The following is an 18,619-nucleotide window of genomic DNA, read 5'->3' as shown; positions in this document are numbered from 1 at the left end:
ACCATCGACCAGCGCACGGCCCTGGCCCAGCCGGCACGCCGGCGCGGTAGGCCATCGGCGGGAAACGGCGACGGGGCGGCGGCAGGGACAGAGGGCGGAATGGACGGCATCAGGACGCAAGAGGGTCAGCGGGGCGCGCAGCACGCCTTGCGCACCGTACCGCATGCGCGGCATGCCGCGCGGCGCGAATGCCGCGCCATGGCACGCCGTCAACGGGCAGCACGCTAGCACAAGACCCACCCGCACCATGATGCGTTCCCTGCCTGAAACAAGTGCCAACAATGCCGGCCCGCCGAAAGCCTGCCTGCCGCTCGGTGCCAAGGCCGAGCATTCGCGTTTCGTGCAGCGCATCCGCCGCCGCTACGCCGACGAGCTGGCGCTGCTGCCACCGGGTCTGCCCGGGCGTGACGGCATCCGTGCGCTGATCGACACGCTGCGCGGCGGCGGCCGGGCGCTGCCGGCGGCACTGCGCGTCGCGCGCCAGCTGGTGGTCGAGCGCCTGGCGGTGCTCGACGTCGAGGCGCAGGCGCCGCTGGACGCCGTCACCCTGACGATGAGCACGCTGGCCGAGGTCACGCTGGACCGCGCACTGGCCCAGGCCTGCGCCGACCAGGACGCGCGGCACGGCGTGCCGCAGCGACCCGACGGCCGCCGGGCGGCCTTCTGGGTGCTGGGCATGGGCAAGCTCGGCGCCCTCGAACTCAATGTGTCCTCGGACATCGACCTGATCTATGTCTACGACGAGGACGGCCAGACGGCCGGGAACAGCGACGGCCGCGGGTCGATCAGCAACCACGAGTACTTCAGCCAGGTGGCGCGCACGCTGTACGCGCTGATCGGCGAGACCACCGAGGACGGCAACGTGTTCCGCGTCGACCTCGCGCTGCGCCCGAACGGCAATTCCGGCCCGCCAGTGGTGAGCCTGGCGATGCTGGAGGAGTACTTCCTGGTGCAGGGCCGCGAATGGGAGCGCTTCGCCTGGATGAAGAGCCGCGTGGTCGCGCCCGCCAGCGCAATGACCAATGGCGAGGCGCTGCCGCTGCGCGACGTGGTGATCCCCTTCGTGTTCCGCCGCTACCTCGACTACGGGGTGTTCGAAGGTCTGCGCCAGCTGCACCGCAAGATCCGCGACGAGGCGGCCCGGCGCGCCGCCGGCCGCCCCGAGCGCGCCAACGACGTGAAGCTGTCGCGCGGCGGCATCCGCGAGATCGAGTTCACCGTGCAACTGCTGCAGGTGGTGCGCGGCGGGCATTTCCCGGAGCTGCGCACGCGCTCGACGCTGACCGCGCTGGAGCGGCTGGTGGCCGTCGGCGTGATGAAGCCCGAGACGGCGCGCAAGCTCGACGAGGCCTACCGCTTCCTGCGCCGGCTCGAACACCGCATCCAGTACCTCGACGACCAGCAGACGCACATGCTGCCGACCGACGACGCCGACCTCGGCTGGATCGCGCGCTCGATGGGGCTGGTCTGCACCGCCGATACCTGCGAGCTGCTCGACACGCTGTGCACGCACCGCGAGTTCGTCGCCACCGAGTTCGACGCCCTGCTGCACGACGGCCGCACGGTGGGCGCCGGCAGCAGCGGCTGCAAGAGCTGCGGCGGCCCGCCGCCGCAGCTCGACGGCGAGGCCTTTCTGGAGCGCCTGCCGGCGGCGATCGCGGCGCGCGTCAGGACGTTCTGCGCGACACCGAAGGTGGCGATGCTGCGCGACGAGACCAAGCTGCGCCTCGCCAAGCTGATCGGCCGCGCGGCGCTGGCCATCGATCAACTGCAGATCCGCGAGGACGCGGTGCTGCGCTTCATCGACTGGCTCGAGCCGCTGCTGCGCCGCGAGAGCTACCTGGCGCTGCTGGCCGAGCGGCCCGAAGTCCTGAACCGCCTGCTGCGGCTGCTGGGCCTGGCACGCTGGCCGATGCGCTACCTGATGCGCCACCCGGGCGTGATCGACGAGCTCGCGGACGCCCGCGCGCTGCAGGGCCGCTTCGAGCGCGCGGCCTACCTGCGCGACCTGAACGAGCGCCACAGCGCCTGGACGCGCGGCGGCCAGGCCGACGAGGAGTCGCTGCTCGACACGCTGCGCCGCGCCCACCACGCCGAGGTGTTCCGCACGCTGGTGCGCGACGTCGACGGCGCACTGAGCGTCGAGCAGGTGGCCGACGACCTGTCGGCCCTGGCCGACGCCACGCTCGACTGCACGATCCGCTGGGCCTGGCAGCACCTGCGCCAGCGCCACCGCGACGACCCTCGCTTCGCGGTCGTCGCCTACGGCAAGCTCGGCGGCAAGGAGCTCGGCTACGGCTCGGACCTCGATGTGGTGTTCCTGTTCGACGATGCCGACGAAGCCGACGCCGACAAGGCCGCCGAGGTCTACGCGGCCTTCGTGCGCAAGCTGATCACCTGGCTGACGCTGCGCACCGCGGCCGGCGAGCTGTTCGACATCGACACCGCCTTGCGGCCGAACGGCAACTCGGGGCTGCTGGTGACCTCGGTCGCGACCTTCGAGCGCTACCAGGCCGGGCGCGGCAGCAACACCGCGTGGACCTGGGAACACCAGGCCATCACGCGGGCGCGCTGGTGCGCCGGCGACACCAGCCTCGCGCCGCGCGTCGAAGCGGTGCGGCGTGCCGTGCTGGCGGCACCGCGCGACGCCGCGGCGTTGCGCGACGAGGTCCGGGCGATGCGCGAGCGCGTGCGCGCGGCCCATCCGGTGCCGGCGCGCGACGGCCAACCGGTCTTCGATGTGAAGCACAGCGAAGGCGGCATGATGGATGTGGAGTTCGCGGTGCAGACGCTGGTGCTGGCGCACAGTGCCGCGCACCCGGCGCTGCGCGACGATGTCGGCAACATCGCGCTGCTGCAGCTTGCCGAAGCCGCCGGGCTGCTGCCTCCCGGCGTGGGCCAGGCCGCGGCCGACGCCTACCGCGAGCTGCGCCGCGCCCAGCACCGCGCGCGCCTCGACGAGGCGCCGACCCAGTTCGATGGCGACGCCTTCGCGGCCGAACAGGCCGCGGTGCGGGCGCTGACCCGCGCCGTCTTCGACCAGGGCGCGGGCCCTCCGGCAGCGTGAGCAGGCCCTGAGGTGACGCTCCTGCGGCACGGTGCCGCGGCCTGGGGCCTCGTGGGCGCGCTACTGCTGCTGCCCAGCGTGGCGGTCTTCCAGAGTGCCGGCGCCGCGCAGGTGCTGGCCTGGCAGCCTGGCCTGTGGGCCAGCGAACCCTGGCGGGCCTGGAGCGCGGTGTGGGTGCACCTGAGCCGGCTGCACCTGCTGGTCAACCTGGCCGGGGGGCTGCTGGTCGTTGCGCTCGGCATCGCGGCCCGCGTGCCGCCACGCGCCGCCGTGGCATGGGCGATGGCCTGGCCGCTGACCCAGCTCGGCCTGCTGCTGATGCCGGAACTGCTGCGCTACGGCGGCCTGTCCGGTGTGTTGCACGCCGGCGTGAGCATCGTGGCGGTCGTGCTGCTGCGGGCCGACGCCGCGTCCCGGCGGCTGGGCCTCGCGATCGCCGCCGTGCTGGCTTTCAAGCTGCTGAGCGAGACGCCCTGGCGCGGGCCGCTCGCGCACCCCGCGGGCTGGGACATCGCGGTGGCACCGCTGGCGCACAGCACCGGCGCGCTGGCCGGTGCGGTGCTGGCCTGGGCGATGCTGCGCCGCCGCTGAGCACCGCCGGGCTGCGGCAGGCCGCAGCCGGGAACGCCACTCAGCCGCGGATGCGGTGCACCAGCGAGGTGGTCGAGTAGCCCTCGACGAAGGGGATCGCCAGCGAGCGCCCGCCCCAACCGCGCACCAGCGCGGTCTCGGCCAAGGTTTCCATGTCGTAGTCGCCGCCCTTCACGTAGACATCGGGTCGCACGAGCCGCAGCAGCTCGACGGGCGTCGGCTCATCGAACAGCGTCACCAGGCTGACGCTCTCCAGCGCCGCCAGCACCGCGGCGCGGTCGGCTTCGCCGTTCACGGGCCGGTCCGGCCCCTTGCCGAGGCCGCGCGCCGACGCATCGCTGTTCAGGCCGATGACGAGGCTCGCGCCCAGCGCGCGCGCCTGTGCGAGGTAGCTCACGTGGCCGCGGTGCAGGATGTCGAACACACCGTTGGTGAAGACCATCGGCCGCGGCAACTCGCTCAGGCGTTGCGCCAGCGCTTCGCGAGCACAGAGCTTGTCGTAGAAGGCGGGCAGTTCCATGCGGGCATTGTCGCGTGCGCATCACGTCCCGCTCAACGAAAGAGGCCCGCGAGAAGCGGGCCTCCGGATTCTCCAGCGCGCCTCGGGACACTCAGGCGTGCTGGACGCCGGACGGGCTGGACGCCAGTGCCGCGGCGGCCAGCTTCTGGACCATTTCCTTGCGGAAGCGGTTGAGTTCCTGAACGCTCACGAAGCTGCGCTCCATCAGCAGGCTGAGGTTGTGCAGGATGCGCTCGACGACCTTGCTCTCCCACACGGCGTCGAACTGGATCTGCTTATCGAGCCACTGCTCCAGCCACTCGGGGTTCGGCAGGCGCGACTGGACGGTGTCGCGCGGGAAGAGCTTCTCGTTGACGTGCAGGTTGGTCGGGTGCAGCGCCTGGGCGGTGCGGCGCGCGCTGGCCATCAGCACGCCGACCTTGGCGAACGCGGCCTTGGCTTCGTCGCCGAACTTCTGCATTGCGCGCTTCATGTAGCGCAGGTAGGCACCGCCATGGCGCGCCTCGTCGCGGGCCAGGGTTTCGTAGATCACCTTGATGACCGGCTCGGTGTGCCATTCGGCGGCACGGCGGTACCAGTGGTTCAGGCGGATCTCGCCGCAGAAATGCAGCATCAGGGTCTCGAGCGCCGGTGCCGGATCGAATTCGAAGCGCACCTCGTGCAGTTCGGCTTCGGTCGGCACGAGGTCGGGGCGAAAGCGGCGCAGGTACTCCATCAGCACCAGCGAGTGCTTCTGTTCCTCGAAGAACCAGACGCTCATGAACGCGGAGAAGTCGCTGTCGTCGCGGTTGTCGCGCAGGAACATTTCAGTGGCCGGCAGCGCCGCCCACTCGGTGATCGCATTCATCTTGACCGTCTGTGCCTGCTCTTCGGAGAGACGGCTGGCGTCGAACTGGTCCCAGGGAATGTCCGTGTCCATGTTCCAGCGAACGGATTCGAGCTGCTTGAATAGTTCGGGGTAAAGCATGAAGCCCCCTTGTTGAGCTGGGACGATTGTAGGTGCCACGCGTGACACGATGGCGTCACAGGACGTGGGTGCGCCCTGCCGCATCCGCGCGTGGCCGATCTGCGTATGCAAGGCAAGGACACCGGGGCGCCGGAACGAGACGGGCTCGGCCGTGAAGCACCGGAACCCGCCCCGCCGTCCTGCCTACCCCCCCAATTTCAACTGCGCGGGCGGCGGCGCGCTTCATATAGATTTCTTGCAGCCGCCCGTCCAGGGCCGACGAGGAGACGAGCATGCGCGCTGTTTCGACCCCCATGACCTCATCGCGCCGCGGCAAGGTCCAGAGCCGACTGCCGAGGCTGCTGAGCGCGGCGGCCCTGCTCTTTGCCTGCCACGGCGCCCACGCGGCCTGCCCGCCCTTGCTGGACCGCAGTGTCCCCCGGCTGCAGGACGAGAAACCCCAGAACCTCTGCCAGTACGCCGGCAAGGTGGTGGTGGTGGTCAACACCGCCAGCTACTGCGGCTTCACGTCGCAGTACAAGGGGCTCGAGGCCCTGCACGCCCGCTACCAATCGCGTGGCCTGGTGGTGCTCGGCTTCCCGTCCAACGACTTCGGGTCGCAGGAGCCTGGCAGCAACAAGGACATCGCCGCGTTTTGCGAGAACACCTACGGAGTCAAGTTCCCGATGTTCGCCAAGACCAGCGTGAAGGGCAGCGCCCGCAACCCGCTGTTTGCCGATCTGGCGCAGCGTACCGGCAAGACACCGGGCTGGAATTTCCACAAGTACCTGATCGGCCGCGATGGCCAGACCGTGCTCAGCTTTCCCAGCCAGACGGACCCGCAAGACCCCGGCTTCGTCCAAGAGATCGAAAAACTGGTCGATTCCGAAATGAACCGATGAGTAATATACAGACCATGCAGTTCAACAAACCGAGGGTCGCAACATGCAATGCCCTTGCGCCGGGGGTCGCGTCCCGGTCTCGCTTGCAAGCAGTTTCAGTCGTACACGGAACATTTGGCGTGGCCGCAGATCGCAGCTGGAGTGGCCTTGCCTCGACGGGGTACGGGCACTTTCATTGCACGGGAGTCGATCACCCTTTTCTGCCGCGAAGCCACCCCCAGTGGGTTGAAATCCCTGAGCGTCTCTCCTCCTCCCTCCCTCCCTCCTTGGCTCAGGGGCGCTTCGCGGCATTTGTTTTTCCGATCGTCGCCGCCACCGGCACGATCCTGAAGCCAGCTGCCGGCGCCCGGTCGGGCGCTGCGCCGGCGGGGCGGTGAAGCCGGTGCGTCGCATTGCCGTCGTCGGCTCCGGCATCTCGGGCCTGGCTGCGGCCTACGCGCTCGCCCGAGCGCGGCCCGCGCGGCCGTTCGACGTGACGCTGTTCGAGGCCGGAGACTACCTCGGCGGCCACACGCACACGGTGGACATCACGCTGCCGGGCACCGAGGGGCTGGTGAGCCACGGCGTGGACACCGGCTTCCTCGTCTTCAACCACCGCAGCTATCCGAAGCTGGTGGCCTTGTTCGGCGCACTGGACGTGGCGACTGCGCCCTCGGAGATGTCCTTCTCGGTCCAGGTGCCGCAGGGGCGCGCGGCCGGCCTCGAGTGGAGCGGCTGCGATCTCAACACGGTGTTCGCGCAACGCCGCAATCTCGTGCGCCCGGGCTTCTGGCGCATGCTCAAGGACATCCTGCGCTTCAATCGCATCACCACCGCGATGGCGCAGCGGAATGCGGACGCGCAACGGTCGCAGTCGATCGGCGACTTCCTCGCCGCGCAGCGTTTCAGCAGCGAGTTCCGCGACTGGTATTTCCTGCCGATGATCGCTTGCATCTGGTCCTGCCCGGCCGACCAGATGCTGCGCTTTCCGGTCGCCACGATGATCCGCTTCTGCCACAACCACGGCCTGATCCAGGTGGTGGGCCGACCGCAGTGGCACACGGTGCGCGGCGGTGCGAGGCACTATGTGCAGAAGATGGTCGAGCATCTGCCCGACGTCCGGCTCGCCACGCCGGTGCGGCAGGTCAGGTGCACACCGGGCGGAACGCTGGTCGCCACCGATGCCGGCAGCACCCACTTCGACGAGGTCGTGTTCGCCTGTCACAGCGACCAGGCACTCGCGCTGCTGGCCGATCCGACGCCGCAGGAACGCTCGGTGCTCGGTGCAATCCGCTACCACGCCAACCGCGCCGTGCTGCACACCGACGGCTCGGTGCTGCCTCGCCGCCGCCTGGCCTGGGCCGCCTGGAACTACGAGCGCGCCGCAAGCGACTCGCACGAACGGGCGGCGGTGTGCCTGCACTACCTGATGAACCGCCTGCAGCCGCTGCCTTTCCGGCAGCCGGTGGTGGTGTCGCTGAACCCGACCCGCGAACCGGCACCGGGCACCGTGCTCGGCGACTACGACTACGCCCATCCCGTCTTCGACCTGGCCGCGATCGAAGCCCAGCGCCACTTGCCCGAGATCCAGGGTGTGCAGCATCGCTGGTTCTGTGGCGCCTGGACCGGCTACGGCTTTCACGAGGACGGCCTCACGTCCGGCCTCGCGGTGGCGCAGGCGCTGCACGAGCGGCACGACGCGGCGATCGGGCGCTGCGCCGCATGAGCACGCCGGGCCGTCCCAAGGGCGAATACCGGAGTGCGCAGCACGAAGGTTCTCCCAATGAGCACGCCGGGCCGCCCCAAGGGCGAACGCTCCCGCTCGGCGGGACCGCACGAAGTGCGAAAGGTGCACCGATGAGCACGCTGCCGGCCGCGACCGACACGGCGCGACCGCTGATCGCCTTCGGTTCGGTGCGCCACGTGCGCCTGCGGCCATCGCCTCACGCTTTCGCCTACCCGACCTATTTCCTAATGCTGCCGATGCGCAGCCTGCGTCGCCAGGCACACGCGGTGCTGGTGCGCAACCGCTTCGGTCTGATCGGCTTTCACGATGCCGACCATGGCGACGGGCGCTGCGACGCGCTGGCCTGGCTCGACGAGCTGCTGGCCGGTGAGGGCGTCGCCGATGGGCGCGGCGAAGTCTGGCTGCAGACCTATCCGCGCGTGCTGGGCTATGTGTTCAAGCCGGTGAGCTTCTGGTATGCCCACCGCGAGGACGGCACGCTCGCGGCGATCGTCGCGGAGGTCAACAACACCTTCGGCGAGCGTCACTGCTACCTGCTGCACGGCGACCGCCTGGGCTGGGGCCGCGAGCTGAGCGCGGCGAAGGTCTTTCACGTGTCGCCGTTCTGCGCGATCGAAGGGCGCTACCGCTTTCGCTTCCTGCGCGCGGCGCATCCGGCCGCCGCCATGGCGTGCAAGCACCCGGGGGCGATCGAGCACATCGTCGCGCGCATCGATCACGACGACGCGCAAGGACCGCTGCTGCAGACCAGCGTCAGTGGGGCGCTCGTGCCGCTGACCGCGGCGAGCCTGCGGCGCGCTTTCTGGAGCATGCCGCTGATGAGCTTCGGCGTGATCGCGCGCATCCACTGGCAGGCGCTGCTGCTCGGGCTCAAGCGCGTGCCCTTCTTCGGCAAACCGCGTCCGCCCCGGGCCTTCGTCAGCCGCTGAACGACCGATGAACACCACCCTCCACACCGGCCCCGCCCCGGGCTTCGAGCTTGCAGGGCTGCCGCCGTCGGCACCGGCTGCCGCCCGGGTCGTCTTCAAGCTGTTGACACGCCTACGTCACGGCCAGCTCGACGTGCAGCTGCCCGACGGCGGGATGGCGCGCTTCGGCAGGCTCCACGAGCGCGGCGACGTGCGCGCCGCGCTGCGGCTGCACGACTGGAGCGTCTGCGGTGCGGTGCTCCGCAGCGGCGACATCGGCTTCGCGGAGAGCTACATCGCCGGCGACTGGACGACGCCCGACGTGGCCGCGCTGCTCAGGCTGTTCGTCGCCAACCGCAACGAGATCGAATCGATGGTCTACGGCAGCTGGTGGGGCTCGCTGCTGTACCGCGTGAAGCATGTTCTCCACCGCAATTCGCGCAGCGGCAGCAGGAAGAACGTCCACGCCCACTACGACCTCGGCAACGCCTTCTACCAGCTGTGGCTCGACGAGACGATGAGCTATTCGAGCGCCTGGTTCGACGGCGACACCCATCGCTCCACGGTCGACGCCCAGCACGCCAAGATACGGCGTGCGCTGACCGAGGCCGGCGTCACGCCCGGGTCGCGCGTGCTCGAGATCGGCTGCGGCTGGGGTGGTGTGGCCGAGGTCGCGGCGCGCGACTTCGAGGCCCATGTCACCGGCGTCACACTGTCGTCGAAGCAGCTCGACTACGCCCAGGCGCGACTGCAGCGCGCAGGCCTGGCCGGACTGGGCGACCTGCGTTTGCAGGACTACCGCGACATTCCCGACGGCCCTTTCGACGCGATCGTGTCGATCGAGATGTTCGAAGCCGTCGGCCACGCGTACTGGAGGCGCTTCTTCCGCACCCTGTCGGACAAGCTCAAGCCGGGCGGCCGCGCCTGCATACAGAGCATCACGATCCGCGACGACCTGTTCGATCGCTACGTGAAGAGCACGGATTTCATCCAGCAGTACATCTTCCCCGGCGGCCTGCTGCCCAGCGTCAGTGCCTTCGAGGCCGAGGCGCGCCGGGCGGGCTTCGCGGTGGAGGAGAGCTTCCGCTTCGGGCCCGACTACGCCGAGACGCTGCGGCGCTGGCGTGAGTGCTTCATCGGCGGCGAAGACCGCGTGCGCGAGCTTGGCTTCGACGCCCGTTTCGTGCGCATCTGGGAGTTCTATCTCGCCTACTGCGAGGCGGCGTTCGCGGCCGGCAACACCGACATCGTGCAGTTCACGCTACGCAAACCCTGAGGAGCCGCACGATGGACCGCCGCACCCGCCTGCACACACTGAGCACGGCCACGCTGTGGGTGCCGGCCGCACGGCCCGGAGCACGCCTGCAGGGCAGCGGGCGGCCGCACCACTTGCAGGCGGCTGGCTGCGACGGCGTGCTCGACGAGGACTTCACCGCCAGCGACGGCACGAAGCCGCAGCGCGCGTGGCCCCTGAAGAAGTTCGACGACTGGATGTCTCTGATGGACGATCGCGTGATGTCGAACAAGGCCGTGATGAGCGAGTTCGGCATCCGCCTCAGCGAAGTGACGCTGGCCTTTCACCGGCGCTGACGTGTCATGGCGCTGAACCCTCCCCTGACCGACCGGTCCGGCCACTGCAAGCCGCAACGCGCGACGGGTCTGTGATGCCAATTCTCACCGACGATGCCCGGGTGGCGCGCGTGGTCGCGCGCTTCGAGGCCCTGACGCGCGCCGACCTGCCACGCCTGGGCGAGATCTACGCCGACGAGGTGCTGTTCAAGGACCCGTTCAACGAGGTGCAGGGCCTGGCCGCCGTTCAAACGGTGTTCGCGCACATGTTCGAGGCACTCGACGAGCCGCGCTTCGTCGTCCACGAAGCCATCGTCCAGGGCAACCAATGCATGCTGACCTGGGACTTCCTGTTCCGCTTCAAACGCTACCGCTACGAGCTGCAGACGGTGCGCGGCGCCTCGCACCTGCGCTTTGCCGGCGACGGCCGGATCGCGCTGCACCGCGACTACTGGGACACGGCCGAGGAGCTGTACGAGAAGCTGCCGGCACTGGGCGCGCTGATGCGCTGGCTCAAGCGCCGCGCAAACCGCTGAGCCCCGGTTCAGGGCCGGCCGGGGCCGGCCGGCATGCGCAGCGCGACGACGACCACGCTCACGGCGAGCAGGCCGAGCCACATCGCCTGCCCCGGCACGCCGAATCGCTCGAGCATCAAGCCGCTGACCGCCGGCCCGGTCGCCCCGCCGGCGGTGTAGCCGGTGATCATCGCGGCGGTGCCGGCGATCGTCGAGCGACCGGTGAAGTCGTGCGCGACGCGGATCATCGTCAGGGTGTACAGCGCGCCGCCCACCGCGCCCCACAGAAACGCCGCAATCCAGAACAGCGCGGCAAAGCGCGGGGCCAGACCGAAGGCCAGCACCGACACCAGCAGCAGCACGCCCGCGACCGTGAAGACCCGCCGCACCGGCGCATGGTCCGCAAGCCAGCCCGCCGGGTATTGCAGCGCGAAACTGCCGATGCCGAGCGCGCCGGCGATCGATGTCGCCACCCCGAGCGACATGCCGAGTTGCGAGCCGAAGGCGGCGGTGATGCCGCCGAGTCCCGCCTCGAAGACGCCACCGGAAAAGGCGATCCACACCAGCGCCGGACGCGCCCGCAGCGCGGCTCTCAGGCTGTCCTTGACGGCACCGACCTGCGACGCCCGCAGCCGGCCGACCGCCGGCTGCGCGGTGACCACGAGCGCCAGCCCGTAGACGAGCGCAGCCCCCCACAGCAGCCAGACCGTGCTCACCGCCCGCCCGGGCGCGAGCAGCCATTGCGCGGCACCCGGCACGAGCGGCCCGAGCGCGAGCGCCGCGCCCAGACCCGTCTGGTACAGGCCGGTGAAGCGGCCGCGCTGATCCGGCGGCGCATTGAAGGCGATCAGCGCTTCGGTGCCGTTCCATTCGGCGGCGGCACCGAGTGCACCGACCACCGACCACAGACACCAGGCTCCGTAGCTGTCGGTGAGCGCGTAGCCGACCAGGGAGAGCAGCCCGAGCACCAGCCCGCCGCGGTAGGCCCGGATCACGCCGACTCGAGCGAACACCCGGGGCATGGCAGGAATCATCAGCGCCACCGTCAGGAACGGCAGCATCGCGAACAGGCCGATCGCGCCCGTACTGACGCCGCGCCGCTGCAAGGCGACAGCGAGGACCGGATTGACGACGCTGAGAGCGAGCACCACCAGCGTCGTGCCGGCCCCGACGCGCCAAAGCGAGCGCGCATCGGGCCAGGCGGTCACGGCGTGTCGCGGATCACGTGGCCGGCCCGCGCCGGCCTCACAACCAGCCCTTGCGGCGGAAGTACCAGAACGGCGCGATCACCGACGCGACCATCAGGCCGAGCGCGTACGGATAGCCCAGACTCCAGTCGAGTTCGGGCATCGCCTTGAAGTTCATGCCGTAGATGCTGGCGATCAGCGTCGGCGGCAGCAACGCGACGCTGGCCACCGAGAACAGCTTGATGATCTTGTTCTGGTTGATGTTGATGAAGCCGACGATGGCGTCCATCAGGAAGTTGATCTTGTCGAACAGGAAAGCGGTGTGCGAATCCAGCGAGTCGATGTCGCGCAGGATCTGCCGCGCCTCCTCGAACTGCTCTGCGTTGAGCAGCCGGCTGCGCATCATGAAGCTGACCGCGCGCCGCGTGTCCATCACGTTGCGGCGGATGCGGCCGTTCAAGTCTTCCTGGCGCGCGATGGCGGCCAGCACCTCGGCGGCGGTCTGGTCGTTCACCTCCGACTGCAGCACGCGCGAGGACACCTTCTCCAGTTCGTCGTAGATGCCTTCCAGCGAGTCCGCAGAGTACTCGGCGTCGGCGTCGTAGAGCTTGAGCAGGACGTCCTTCGCGTCCTCGATCAGTGCCGGCGTGCGGCGCGCCCTCAGACGCAGCAGGCGAAAGACCGGCAGGTCCTCGGCATGCACCGAAAACAGCACCTTGTCGTGCAGGATGAACGCGACGCGGACATTTCGCGTGGCTTCGTCGTGGATCAGGAAGTCGGAGCGGATGTGCAGCTCGCCGTTGTCTTCCTCGTAGAAGCGGGCGGACTCTTCCAGGTCGTCGTCGACGATGTCCTCGGGAATGACGAGGCCGAAGCGGCCCGCCAGCCAGCCCTTCTCCTCGGACGTCGGGCTCTCCAGATCGACCCACACCGGCTGCACATCGGCCAGTGCCGCGGCACTCTCGATTTCTTCCTGGAACAGCCGCCCATTGGCGAGCGTGAAGACATTCAGCATGCGAACTCCGACAACCGGGCGGGCCAAGGCGCCGCGCAGGCAACCCCGGAAGCTGAGTTCGGGGCCGGCTTGGGAAGTGAGATCAGTGCCCGTCTCACTCCCGGCGGTACCGCGCCGAGAAGGCGCAGAAGCGGTTGGAGTGGACGGTCACCGAGAGGGGGTGCAGTCCAACGGATGCTCCGATACCAGAACCCGCGAATTATGGCATCCGACTCCGGCCTTCGAGGCGGCCTCAGTCTGCGTTCGGGCTTGGTCATCGGCTTGTCATGCGGCCCCTGCGGGCGCACACTGGCCCGGACGTTCGAGCAATGCCCTGCGCGCTCGCCGTCGTCGGCTTGCTTCCCAACCCCCCAGCGAAAGGCGGACTTATGAACCTGACGATCAGCGGACACCACCTTGAAGTGACGCCTTCCCTGCGAGAGTATGTGCTCACAAAACTGGATCGGGTCACTCGACACTTTGATCAGGTCGTCGACATCAATGTCTTGCTGAGCGTCGAGAAGCAGAAGGAAAAGGAGCGGCGACAAAAGGCCGAGGTCAACGTGCACGTGAAGGGCAAGGACATCTTCGTCGAGTCCGCCCACGAGGATCTCTATGCGGCGATCGACGAATTGATGGACAAGCTCGACCGGCAGGTCTGCCGTCACAAGGACAGGCTGCAGGATCACCACCATGCCTCGGCCAAGCGCCTCGACGCACCCGACCTCCAGTAAGCCGACTGCAAGATTTGCGGACCATAAACGAGCGGCCTGCAGGCCGCTTTGTTTTGGACCCCTAGGACGTGAAGCCGTTGCCGGACTGCAACCTGACCACCTCAACGCGGGGACCGGAGGCCCTGCTTCAACCCTGCGCCCTGCCTGGTTCTTATAATTTGTCACTCGTTTGTAGCGAAGCGCTGGCCAAGGCCTACTCCGTTGAAACCGGCGCTGCCCTTAGATGAACCGTCTCTCCGCCATCCTGCCTGCCAGCAACGTGCTGGTGGATGTGGACGCCACCAGCAAGAAGCGCGTGTTCGAACAGGCGGGCCTGCTGTTCGAGAACCGACACGCGATCGCGCGGGCGACGGTCACCGACAACCTGTTCGCCCGCGAGCGGCTCGGGTCGACCGGCCTGGGCCATGGTGTGGCGATCCCGCACGGTCGCATCAAGGGCCTGAAGAATCCACTCGCCGCGGTAATCCGCATGCAGCAGCCGATCGGCTTCGACGCGCCGGACGACGAGCCGGTGTCCCTGCTGATCTTCCTGCTGGTGCCGGAAGCTGCCACGCAGCGACATCTCGAGATCCTCTCGGAGATTGCCGAGCTGCTGTCCGATCGCGCGCTGCGCGACAAGCTCAAGACCGAGCCCGACGCCGCCAAGCTCCACGAGCTGATCGCCAACTGGGAACCGCTGAAGTCGGTCGCGTGAGCGACCTGCCGGTCCCGGCTCGAGCGACGCAGCCAGCCTGCGTCGGGTCGATGCGATGAAACCCACCGTCATCAGCGCGGAGGCGCTGTTCGAGGCTCACCGGACCGCACTGCGCTGGGAATGGCTGGCCGGGCACGCCCACCCGGAGCGCCGCTTCGACGAAGTGGCGGTGCGCGATGCGCAGTCGGCCGCCGACCTGGTCGGCTACCTGAACTACATCCACCCCTACCGAGTGCAGATCGTCGGGCGACGCGAGGTGCGCTACCTGCTCGACGCCAGCCCCGAGGATCAGGAGCGCCGCATCTCTCGCATCGTGACGCTGGAGCCGCCGGTGGTGATCGTGGCCGACCAGCAGACGCCACCGGACCGGCTGATCGCGATGTGCGAACGCGCCGACATCCCGTTGTTCGTCACCGAAGAATCCGCCGGCCACGTGATCGACGTGCTGCGCGCGCACCTGAGCCAGCACTTCGCCGACCGCACCACACGCCACGGCGTGTTCATGGACATCCTCGGCCTGGGCGTGCTGCTGACCGGCGAGTCGGGCCTGGGCAAGAGTGAACTCGGCCTGGAACTGATCTCGCGCGGCCACGGGCTGGTGGCCGACGACGCGGTGGACCTGTACCGCGTCTCGCAGACGGCCCTCGAAGGCCGTTGCCCCGATTTGCTGCTCAACCTGCTGGAGGTGCGCGGCATCGGCCTGCTCGACATCAAGGCCATCTTCGGCGAGACCGCGGTACGCCGCAAGATGCGGCTCAAGCTGATCGTGCACCTGGTGCGCAAGGAAACCATGGAGCGCGACTTCGAGCGCCTGCCCTACGAGCCGCTCTACGAGGACGTGCTCGACGTGCCGGTGCTCAAAGCGGTGATCGCGGTCGACGCCGGGCGCAACCTGGCGGTGCTGGTCGAGGCCGCCGTGCGCAACACCATCCTCAAGCTGCGCGGCATCGACACCTACCAGGAATTCATCGCGCGCCATCGCATCGCGATGGAAGGCGACGACCCCGTCTGAAAGCCCAGCAGCCGAGGACGCCGTGCCGGCGCCGGCTCAGCGCGGATTGGTCCCCTTGCAACCCTCGCGGCCGCAGATGACGTAGAGCGCGAGCGCGTGATCCTGGAGCTCGTAGCCACGCTCCCTGGCGATCTGCACCTGACGCCTCTCGATCTCGGCGTCATAGAACTCCTCGACGCGCCCGCAGACCACGCACACGAGGTGGTCGTGGTGTTTGCCCTCGTTGAGCTCGAACACCGACTTGCCCGACTCGAAGTGGTTGCGCGACAGGATGCCGGCCTGCTCGAACTGCATCAGCACCCGGTAGACCGTGGCCAGGCCGATGTCCGAGCCGTCGGTCAGCAGGTGCTTGTAGACGTCTTCGGCCGTGAGGTGGCGCACCGTGGAGGTCTGGAACACCTCGAGGATCTTGAGGCGTGGCAAGGTGGCTTTGAGGCCGCTGCTCTTGAGGTCTTCGGCGTGCGTCATCGTCATGTCCTCGGGGCAGGTGCGTTCCACTAGAATTCACCGATGATATCGAGCCTGCGGCCTTCGTCGCCGCGGGCGCCCGCCGTGCTTGCTGCGGCCCGTGTCGAAGCCCCGATCCGATGCACTCTCCGTCCTCCTTCCGCGCCGTCTGCCTGCTGGTGGCGCCCCTTGTGCTCGGTGGCTGCACCGCGATGCGGTCGTCGACGGACAGTCTGTTCGGGCTGATCACCCCTTATCGCGTCGAGGTTGTTCAGGGCAACGTGGTGACGCAGGAAATGGCCGCCGCCGTCAAGCCCGGCATGACGCGCGCGCAGGTGCGCGACGTGCTCGGCTCGCCGCTGCTGGCCGACATCTTCCACGCCGACCGCTGGGACTACGTGTTCACGATCCGGCGCCAGGGCACGGCTTACCAACAGCGCCGCGTCACGGTGCTGTTCGACGGCGACACCATGAAGTCCTTCGAGGCCGACGAGTTGCCGAGCGAACGCGAGTTCGTCGCGTCGATCGACACCAAGAGCACGAAGGGCGCCAAGCTGCCGACGCTGGCGCTGAACGACGAACAGCTCAAGGCGCTGCCGGTCCCGGCCAAGGGCAGCGTCGCGGAAAGTGCCAGTGCGCCGCAGGGCCCGGCCCGCGACTACCCGCCGCTGGAGCCCGTGCAGTGAGCGCGGCCGTTGCCGAACGGCGCCGCATCGCGATCGCCGGTGCATCGGGCCGCATGGGCCACATGCTGATCGAAGCGGTGCTGGCCTCTGGCGACTGTGCGCTGGCGGGCGCGCTCGACCGCGCCGGCAGCCCGCAGCTGGGGCAAGATGCCGCCGGCTTCCTCGGCCAGCGCAGCGGCGTGGCGATCACCGACGACCTGCGTGCCGGGCTTGCGAACGCCCAGGTGCTGATCGACTTCACGCGCCCCGAGGGCACGCTGGCCCACCTGCAGGCCTGCCGCGAACTCGGCGTGCAGCTGGTGATCGGCACCACCGGGTTCGACGAGGCCGGCAAGGCGGCGATCGCCACCGCCGCGCAGGACATCGCGATCGTGATGGCGCCGAACATGAGCGTGGGCGTCAATGTCGTGCTGCAGCTGCTCGCCACCGCGGCCAGGGCGCTGAGCGAGGGCTACGACATCGAGATCATCGAGGCCCACCACCGTCACAAGGTCGACGCGCCCAGCGGCACCGCATTGAAGATGGGCGAAGTGGTGGCCGAAGCGCTCGGGCGTGACCTGAAGGCCTGTGCGGTCTATGGCCGTGAAGGCGTCACCGGCGAGCGCGACCCGTCGACCATCGGTTTCGCCACGGTGCGCGGCGGCGACATCGTCGGCGACCACACCGTGCTGTTCGCCGGCACCGGCGAGCGCATCGAGATCACCCACAAGTCGAGCAGCCGCGCCACCTACGCCCAGGGCAGCCTGCGCGCGGCACGCTTCCTCGCCGGACAGCAACGCGGGCTGTATGGCATGGAGGCCGTGCTGGGCCTCGGGGCGAAGTGAGCCGCGGCGCGCGGTGCACGACGGGCTCGCCTGCTGCGGCAGCGCGGGTGCCGCAGGCCGGCCCGGGGACGCAGTGAGCGGCCTCGCACACTTCTGGGCCGAGGGCGACGCGATCACCCGCCTCGTCGCCACCCTGCTGCTGCTGATGTCGGTCAGCGCCTGGGTGCTGATCTTCTGGAAATCCTGGCTGCTGCGCCGCGTTCGCCGCGACCTCGCGCGCGCCGTGCCGGCGTTCTGGGCGGCGCCCGACCTCGCCGTGGCGCGCACCCAGCTGCAGGCCTTCGACCGCGAGGCGGTGCTGACGCCGTTGCTCGATGCCGGGCTGCAGACAGCGCGCGGCGGCACGCTGGAAGCGACCGGCGCCCGCGCCTCGCAGCTGACGCGCCGGCTGCGCGACGCCCTGCACGGCGTGCTGATGCAGCTGCAATTCGGCCAGGTGCTGCTGGCCTCGATCGGCGCGACCGCACCCTTCATCGGCCTGTTCGGCACCGTCTGGGGCATCTACCACGCGCTGCTCGGCATCGCCGCGGCCGGCAACCTGAGCATCGACCGCATCTCGGGCCCGGTCGGCGAGGCGCTGGTCATGACCGCCGCAGGGCTGGCGGTCGCGATCCCGGCCGTGCTGGCCTACAACGTGTTCGGCAAGCTGGTCGGCGCCTGCGAGGCCGAGCTCGAGGGCTTTGCCCACGACCTGCGCGAGATGCTGCTCGACGTGCCCGCAGCGCGGGCCGGCGCGGCCGAGGACTGAGCCATGGCCTTCGGTCGCCTCGAGCGCACCGCACTGCCGCAGCCGATGAGCGACATCAACATGACGCCGCTGATCGACGTGATGCTGGTGCTGCTGGTGATCTTCATGATCAGCGCGCCGCTGATGACCTCCAGCCTGCACCTCGATCTTCCCAAGACCGACGCCGCCACGCCGAGCGACACCCCGGGCTTCGTCAGCGTCGCCCTCATGCCGGACGGCGCGCTCTACCTCGGCGAAGAGCCGCTGGCCGACGCCGCCTTCGACACGCGCATCAAGGAGGCCGCGCAACATCAGCCGGGCCTGGAGGTGCAGCTGCGCGCCGACCAGTCGGTGCCCTACGGCCGGGTGGCCGCGCTGATCGGCCGCCTGCAGAACGCCGGCTTGAACCGCATCGCCTTCGTCGCGCAGCCGGGCGAAACGTCGACCGGGCCACGCCGCTGACCGAGCGTTGATGCCCCCGGCTCCCGGCGCAGCACCGCGTCCCGCGGCCCCGCAGGCGGCGCCCTAGAATCCGTCGACTTTTCCGAGACGGCGCCGCCTTGGCGCCCG

The 18,619-nt window shown here is 69.2% G+C and carries 20 protein-coding genes; 15 read left to right on the top strand and 5 right to left on the bottom strand.

Translation table 11 applies throughout. The features are described 5' to 3' along the window. Window positions 1-250 precede the first annotated feature (250 nt). Window positions 251-3,067 carry a bifunctional [glutamate--ammonia ligase]-adenylyl-L-tyrosine phosphorylase/[glutamate--ammonia-ligase] adenylyltransferase gene (gene glnE / locus ACQY9S_RS17780; RefSeq protein WP_428425806.1) on the top strand — a complete coding sequence of 939 codons (2,817 nt, stop codon included), beginning with the start codon at window positions 251-253 and terminating at the stop codon, window positions 3,065-3,067. 12 nt (window positions 3,068-3,079) lie between these two features. Next, window positions 3,080-3,658: a rhombosortase gene (gene rrtA / locus ACQY9S_RS17775; protein ID WP_428421501.1), complete on the top strand. Its 579-nt coding sequence runs from the start codon at window positions 3,080-3,082 to the stop codon at window positions 3,656-3,658. Window positions 3,659-3,698: 40 nt separating this feature from the next. Here rrtA and rfaE2 read toward each other — a convergent pair whose 3' ends face one another. Continuing rightward, entirely contained in the window at window positions 3,699-4,178 is a 480-nt protein-coding gene (gene rfaE2, locus ACQY9S_RS17770; protein ID WP_428421500.1) for a D-glycero-beta-D-manno-heptose 1-phosphate adenylyltransferase, read from the bottom strand. A gap of 91 nt (window positions 4,179-4,269) precedes the next feature. After that, entirely contained in the window at window positions 4,270-5,145 is an 876-nt protein-coding gene (locus tag ACQY9S_RS17765; protein WP_428421499.1) for a ferritin-like domain-containing protein, read from the bottom strand. A gap of 272 nt (window positions 5,146-5,417) precedes the next feature. Between ACQY9S_RS17765 and ACQY9S_RS17760 the strand changes: the two genes are divergently transcribed. The 6 genes from ACQY9S_RS17760 (at window position 5,418) to ACQY9S_RS17735 (ending at window position 10,765) form a co-directional block, all read left to right on the top strand. Continuing rightward, entirely contained in the window at window positions 5,418-6,026 is a 609-nt protein-coding gene (locus ACQY9S_RS17760) for a glutathione peroxidase (protein ID WP_428421498.1), read from the top strand. Between the two features lie 382 nt (window positions 6,027-6,408). Next, on the top strand, window positions 6,409-7,731 hold the full coding sequence (locus ACQY9S_RS17755) for an NAD(P)/FAD-dependent oxidoreductase (RefSeq protein ID WP_428425804.1): 1,323 nt from the start codon (window positions 6,409-6,411) through the stop codon (window positions 7,729-7,731). Between the two features lie 131 nt (window positions 7,732-7,862). Further along, complete coding sequence (locus ACQY9S_RS17750) at window positions 7,863-8,681, top strand: DUF1365 domain-containing protein (RefSeq protein ID WP_428421496.1); 819 nt, start codon at window positions 7,863-7,865, stop codon at window positions 8,679-8,681. A 7-nt stretch (window positions 8,682-8,688) separates the two neighbouring features. Continuing rightward, the gene (locus ACQY9S_RS17745) at window positions 8,689-9,936 is read left to right on the top strand and encodes a class I SAM-dependent methyltransferase (RefSeq protein ID WP_428421494.1); all 1,248 of its coding nucleotides are present in this window, start codon (window positions 8,689-8,691) and stop codon (window positions 9,934-9,936) included. An 11-nt stretch (window positions 9,937-9,947) separates the two neighbouring features. Next, on the top strand, window positions 9,948-10,250 hold the full coding sequence (locus tag ACQY9S_RS17740) for a DUF3833 family protein (RefSeq protein ID WP_428421492.1): 303 nt from the start codon (window positions 9,948-9,950) through the stop codon (window positions 10,248-10,250). A 74-nt stretch (window positions 10,251-10,324) separates the two neighbouring features. Then, on the top strand, window positions 10,325-10,765 hold the full coding sequence (locus tag ACQY9S_RS17735) for a nuclear transport factor 2 family protein (protein WP_428421491.1): 441 nt from the start codon (window positions 10,325-10,327) through the stop codon (window positions 10,763-10,765). Between the two features lie 8 nt (window positions 10,766-10,773). On the opposite strand, the gene ACQY9S_RS17730 is transcribed toward ACQY9S_RS17735, so the two are convergent. Together ACQY9S_RS17730 and corA are read right to left on the bottom strand one after the other, a co-directional pair. Further along, on the bottom strand, window positions 10,774-11,952 hold the full coding sequence (locus ACQY9S_RS17730; RefSeq protein ID WP_428421489.1) for an MFS transporter: 1,179 nt from the start codon (window positions 11,950-11,952) through the stop codon (window positions 10,774-10,776). Between the two features lie 37 nt (window positions 11,953-11,989). After that, complete coding sequence (gene corA / locus ACQY9S_RS17725; protein ID WP_428421488.1) at window positions 11,990-12,946, bottom strand: magnesium/cobalt transporter CorA; 957 nt, start codon at window positions 12,944-12,946, stop codon at window positions 11,990-11,992. 368 nt (window positions 12,947-13,314) lie between these two features. Here corA and hpf point away from each other — a divergent pair, with 368 nt between their 5' ends. The 3 genes from hpf (at window position 13,315) to hprK (ending at window position 15,365) form a co-directional block, all read left to right on the top strand. Beyond that, window positions 13,315-13,659: a ribosome hibernation-promoting factor, HPF/YfiA family gene (hpf, locus tag ACQY9S_RS17720; RefSeq protein WP_428421486.1), complete on the top strand. Its 345-nt coding sequence runs from the start codon at window positions 13,315-13,317 to the stop codon at window positions 13,657-13,659. Between the two features lie 223 nt (window positions 13,660-13,882). Beyond that, window positions 13,883-14,353, top strand: coding sequence for a PTS sugar transporter subunit IIA (locus ACQY9S_RS17715; RefSeq protein WP_056320386.1), 471 nt, complete (start codon window positions 13,883-13,885; stop codon window positions 14,351-14,353). Window positions 14,354-14,408: 55 nt separating this feature from the next. After that, a complete protein-coding gene (gene hprK, locus ACQY9S_RS17710; protein WP_428421484.1) occupies window positions 14,409-15,365 on the top strand; it encodes an HPr(Ser) kinase/phosphatase in 957 nt (318 codons plus the stop codon). A 36-nt stretch (window positions 15,366-15,401) separates the two neighbouring features. Here the strand turns inward: hprK and fur are convergent, their stop codons facing one another. Next, entirely contained in the window at window positions 15,402-15,833 is a 432-nt protein-coding gene (gene fur / locus ACQY9S_RS17705; protein WP_428421482.1) for a ferric iron uptake transcriptional regulator, read from the bottom strand. Between the two features lie 119 nt (window positions 15,834-15,952). On the opposite strand from fur, the gene ACQY9S_RS17700 reads away from it, so the two are divergent. From ACQY9S_RS17700 to ACQY9S_RS17685, 4 genes are all read left to right on the top strand, one after another. Then, the gene (locus tag ACQY9S_RS17700) at window positions 15,953-16,498 is read left to right on the top strand and encodes an outer membrane protein assembly factor BamE (RefSeq protein WP_428421481.1); all 546 of its coding nucleotides are present in this window, start codon (window positions 15,953-15,955) and stop codon (window positions 16,496-16,498) included. 53 nt (window positions 16,499-16,551) lie between these two features. After that, entirely contained in the window at window positions 16,552-17,322 is a 771-nt protein-coding gene (dapB, locus tag ACQY9S_RS17695) for a 4-hydroxy-tetrahydrodipicolinate reductase (protein WP_428425802.1), read from the top strand. Window positions 17,323-17,395: 73 nt separating this feature from the next. Beyond that, on the top strand, window positions 17,396-18,070 hold the full coding sequence (locus ACQY9S_RS17690) for a MotA/TolQ/ExbB proton channel family protein (RefSeq protein ID WP_428421480.1): 675 nt from the start codon (window positions 17,396-17,398) through the stop codon (window positions 18,068-18,070). Between the two features lie 3 nt (window positions 18,071-18,073). Then, window positions 18,074-18,511, top strand: a complete 438-nt coding sequence (locus ACQY9S_RS17685) for an ExbD/TolR family protein (protein ID WP_428421478.1) — start codon at window positions 18,074-18,076, stop codon at window positions 18,509-18,511. Window positions 18,512-18,619: the final 108 nt, after the last annotated feature.

The organism is Methylibium sp. (assembly GCF_965279545.1).
Taxonomy (GTDB): domain Bacteria; phylum Pseudomonadota; class Gammaproteobacteria; order Burkholderiales; family Burkholderiaceae_C; genus Methylibium.
The sequence above is the reverse complement of the archived record's forward strand: the minus strand, read 5'-3'. Positions and strand labels throughout refer to the sequence as shown.

Excerpts from the sequence above, each read along its gene's own strand:
- glnE (WP_428425806.1), top strand. The coding sequence starts at position 251 with ATGCGTTCCCTGCCTGAAACAAGTGCCAACAATGCCGGCCCGCCGAAA.
- rfaE2 (WP_428421500.1), bottom strand. The coding sequence starts at position 4,178 with ATGGAACTGCCCGCCTTCTACGACAAGCTCTGTGCTCGCGAAGCGCTG.
- ACQY9S_RS17765 (WP_428421499.1), bottom strand. The coding sequence starts at position 5,145 with ATGCTTTACCCCGAACTATTCAAGCAGCTCGAATCCGTTCGCTGGAAC.
- ACQY9S_RS17760 (WP_428421498.1), top strand. The coding sequence starts at position 5,418 with ATGCGCGCTGTTTCGACCCCCATGACCTCATCGCGCCGCGGCAAGGTC.
- ACQY9S_RS17750 (WP_428421496.1), top strand. The coding sequence starts at position 7,863 with ATGAGCACGCTGCCGGCCGCGACCGACACGGCGCGACCGCTGATCGCC.
- ACQY9S_RS17745 (WP_428421494.1), top strand. The coding sequence starts at position 8,689 with ATGAACACCACCCTCCACACCGGCCCCGCCCCGGGCTTCGAGCTTGCA.
- ACQY9S_RS17740 (WP_428421492.1), top strand. The coding sequence starts at position 9,948 with ATGGACCGCCGCACCCGCCTGCACACACTGAGCACGGCCACGCTGTGG.
- ACQY9S_RS17735 (WP_428421491.1), top strand. The coding sequence starts at position 10,325 with ATGCCAATTCTCACCGACGATGCCCGGGTGGCGCGCGTGGTCGCGCGC.
- corA (WP_428421488.1), bottom strand. The coding sequence starts at position 12,946 with ATGCTGAATGTCTTCACGCTCGCCAATGGGCGGCTGTTCCAGGAAGAA.
- hpf (WP_428421486.1), top strand. The coding sequence starts at position 13,315 with ATGAACCTGACGATCAGCGGACACCACCTTGAAGTGACGCCTTCCCTG.
- ACQY9S_RS17715 (WP_056320386.1), top strand. The coding sequence starts at position 13,883 with ATGAACCGTCTCTCCGCCATCCTGCCTGCCAGCAACGTGCTGGTGGAT.
- hprK (WP_428421484.1), top strand. The coding sequence starts at position 14,409 with ATGAAACCCACCGTCATCAGCGCGGAGGCGCTGTTCGAGGCTCACCGG.
- fur (WP_428421482.1), bottom strand. The coding sequence starts at position 15,833 with ATGACGCACGCCGAAGACCTCAAGAGCAGCGGCCTCAAAGCCACCTTG.
- ACQY9S_RS17700 (WP_428421481.1), top strand. The coding sequence starts at position 15,953 with ATGCACTCTCCGTCCTCCTTCCGCGCCGTCTGCCTGCTGGTGGCGCCC.
- dapB (WP_428425802.1), top strand. The coding sequence starts at position 16,552 with ATGGGCCACATGCTGATCGAAGCGGTGCTGGCCTCTGGCGACTGTGCG.
- ACQY9S_RS17685 (WP_428421478.1), top strand. The coding sequence starts at position 18,074 with ATGGCCTTCGGTCGCCTCGAGCGCACCGCACTGCCGCAGCCGATGAGC.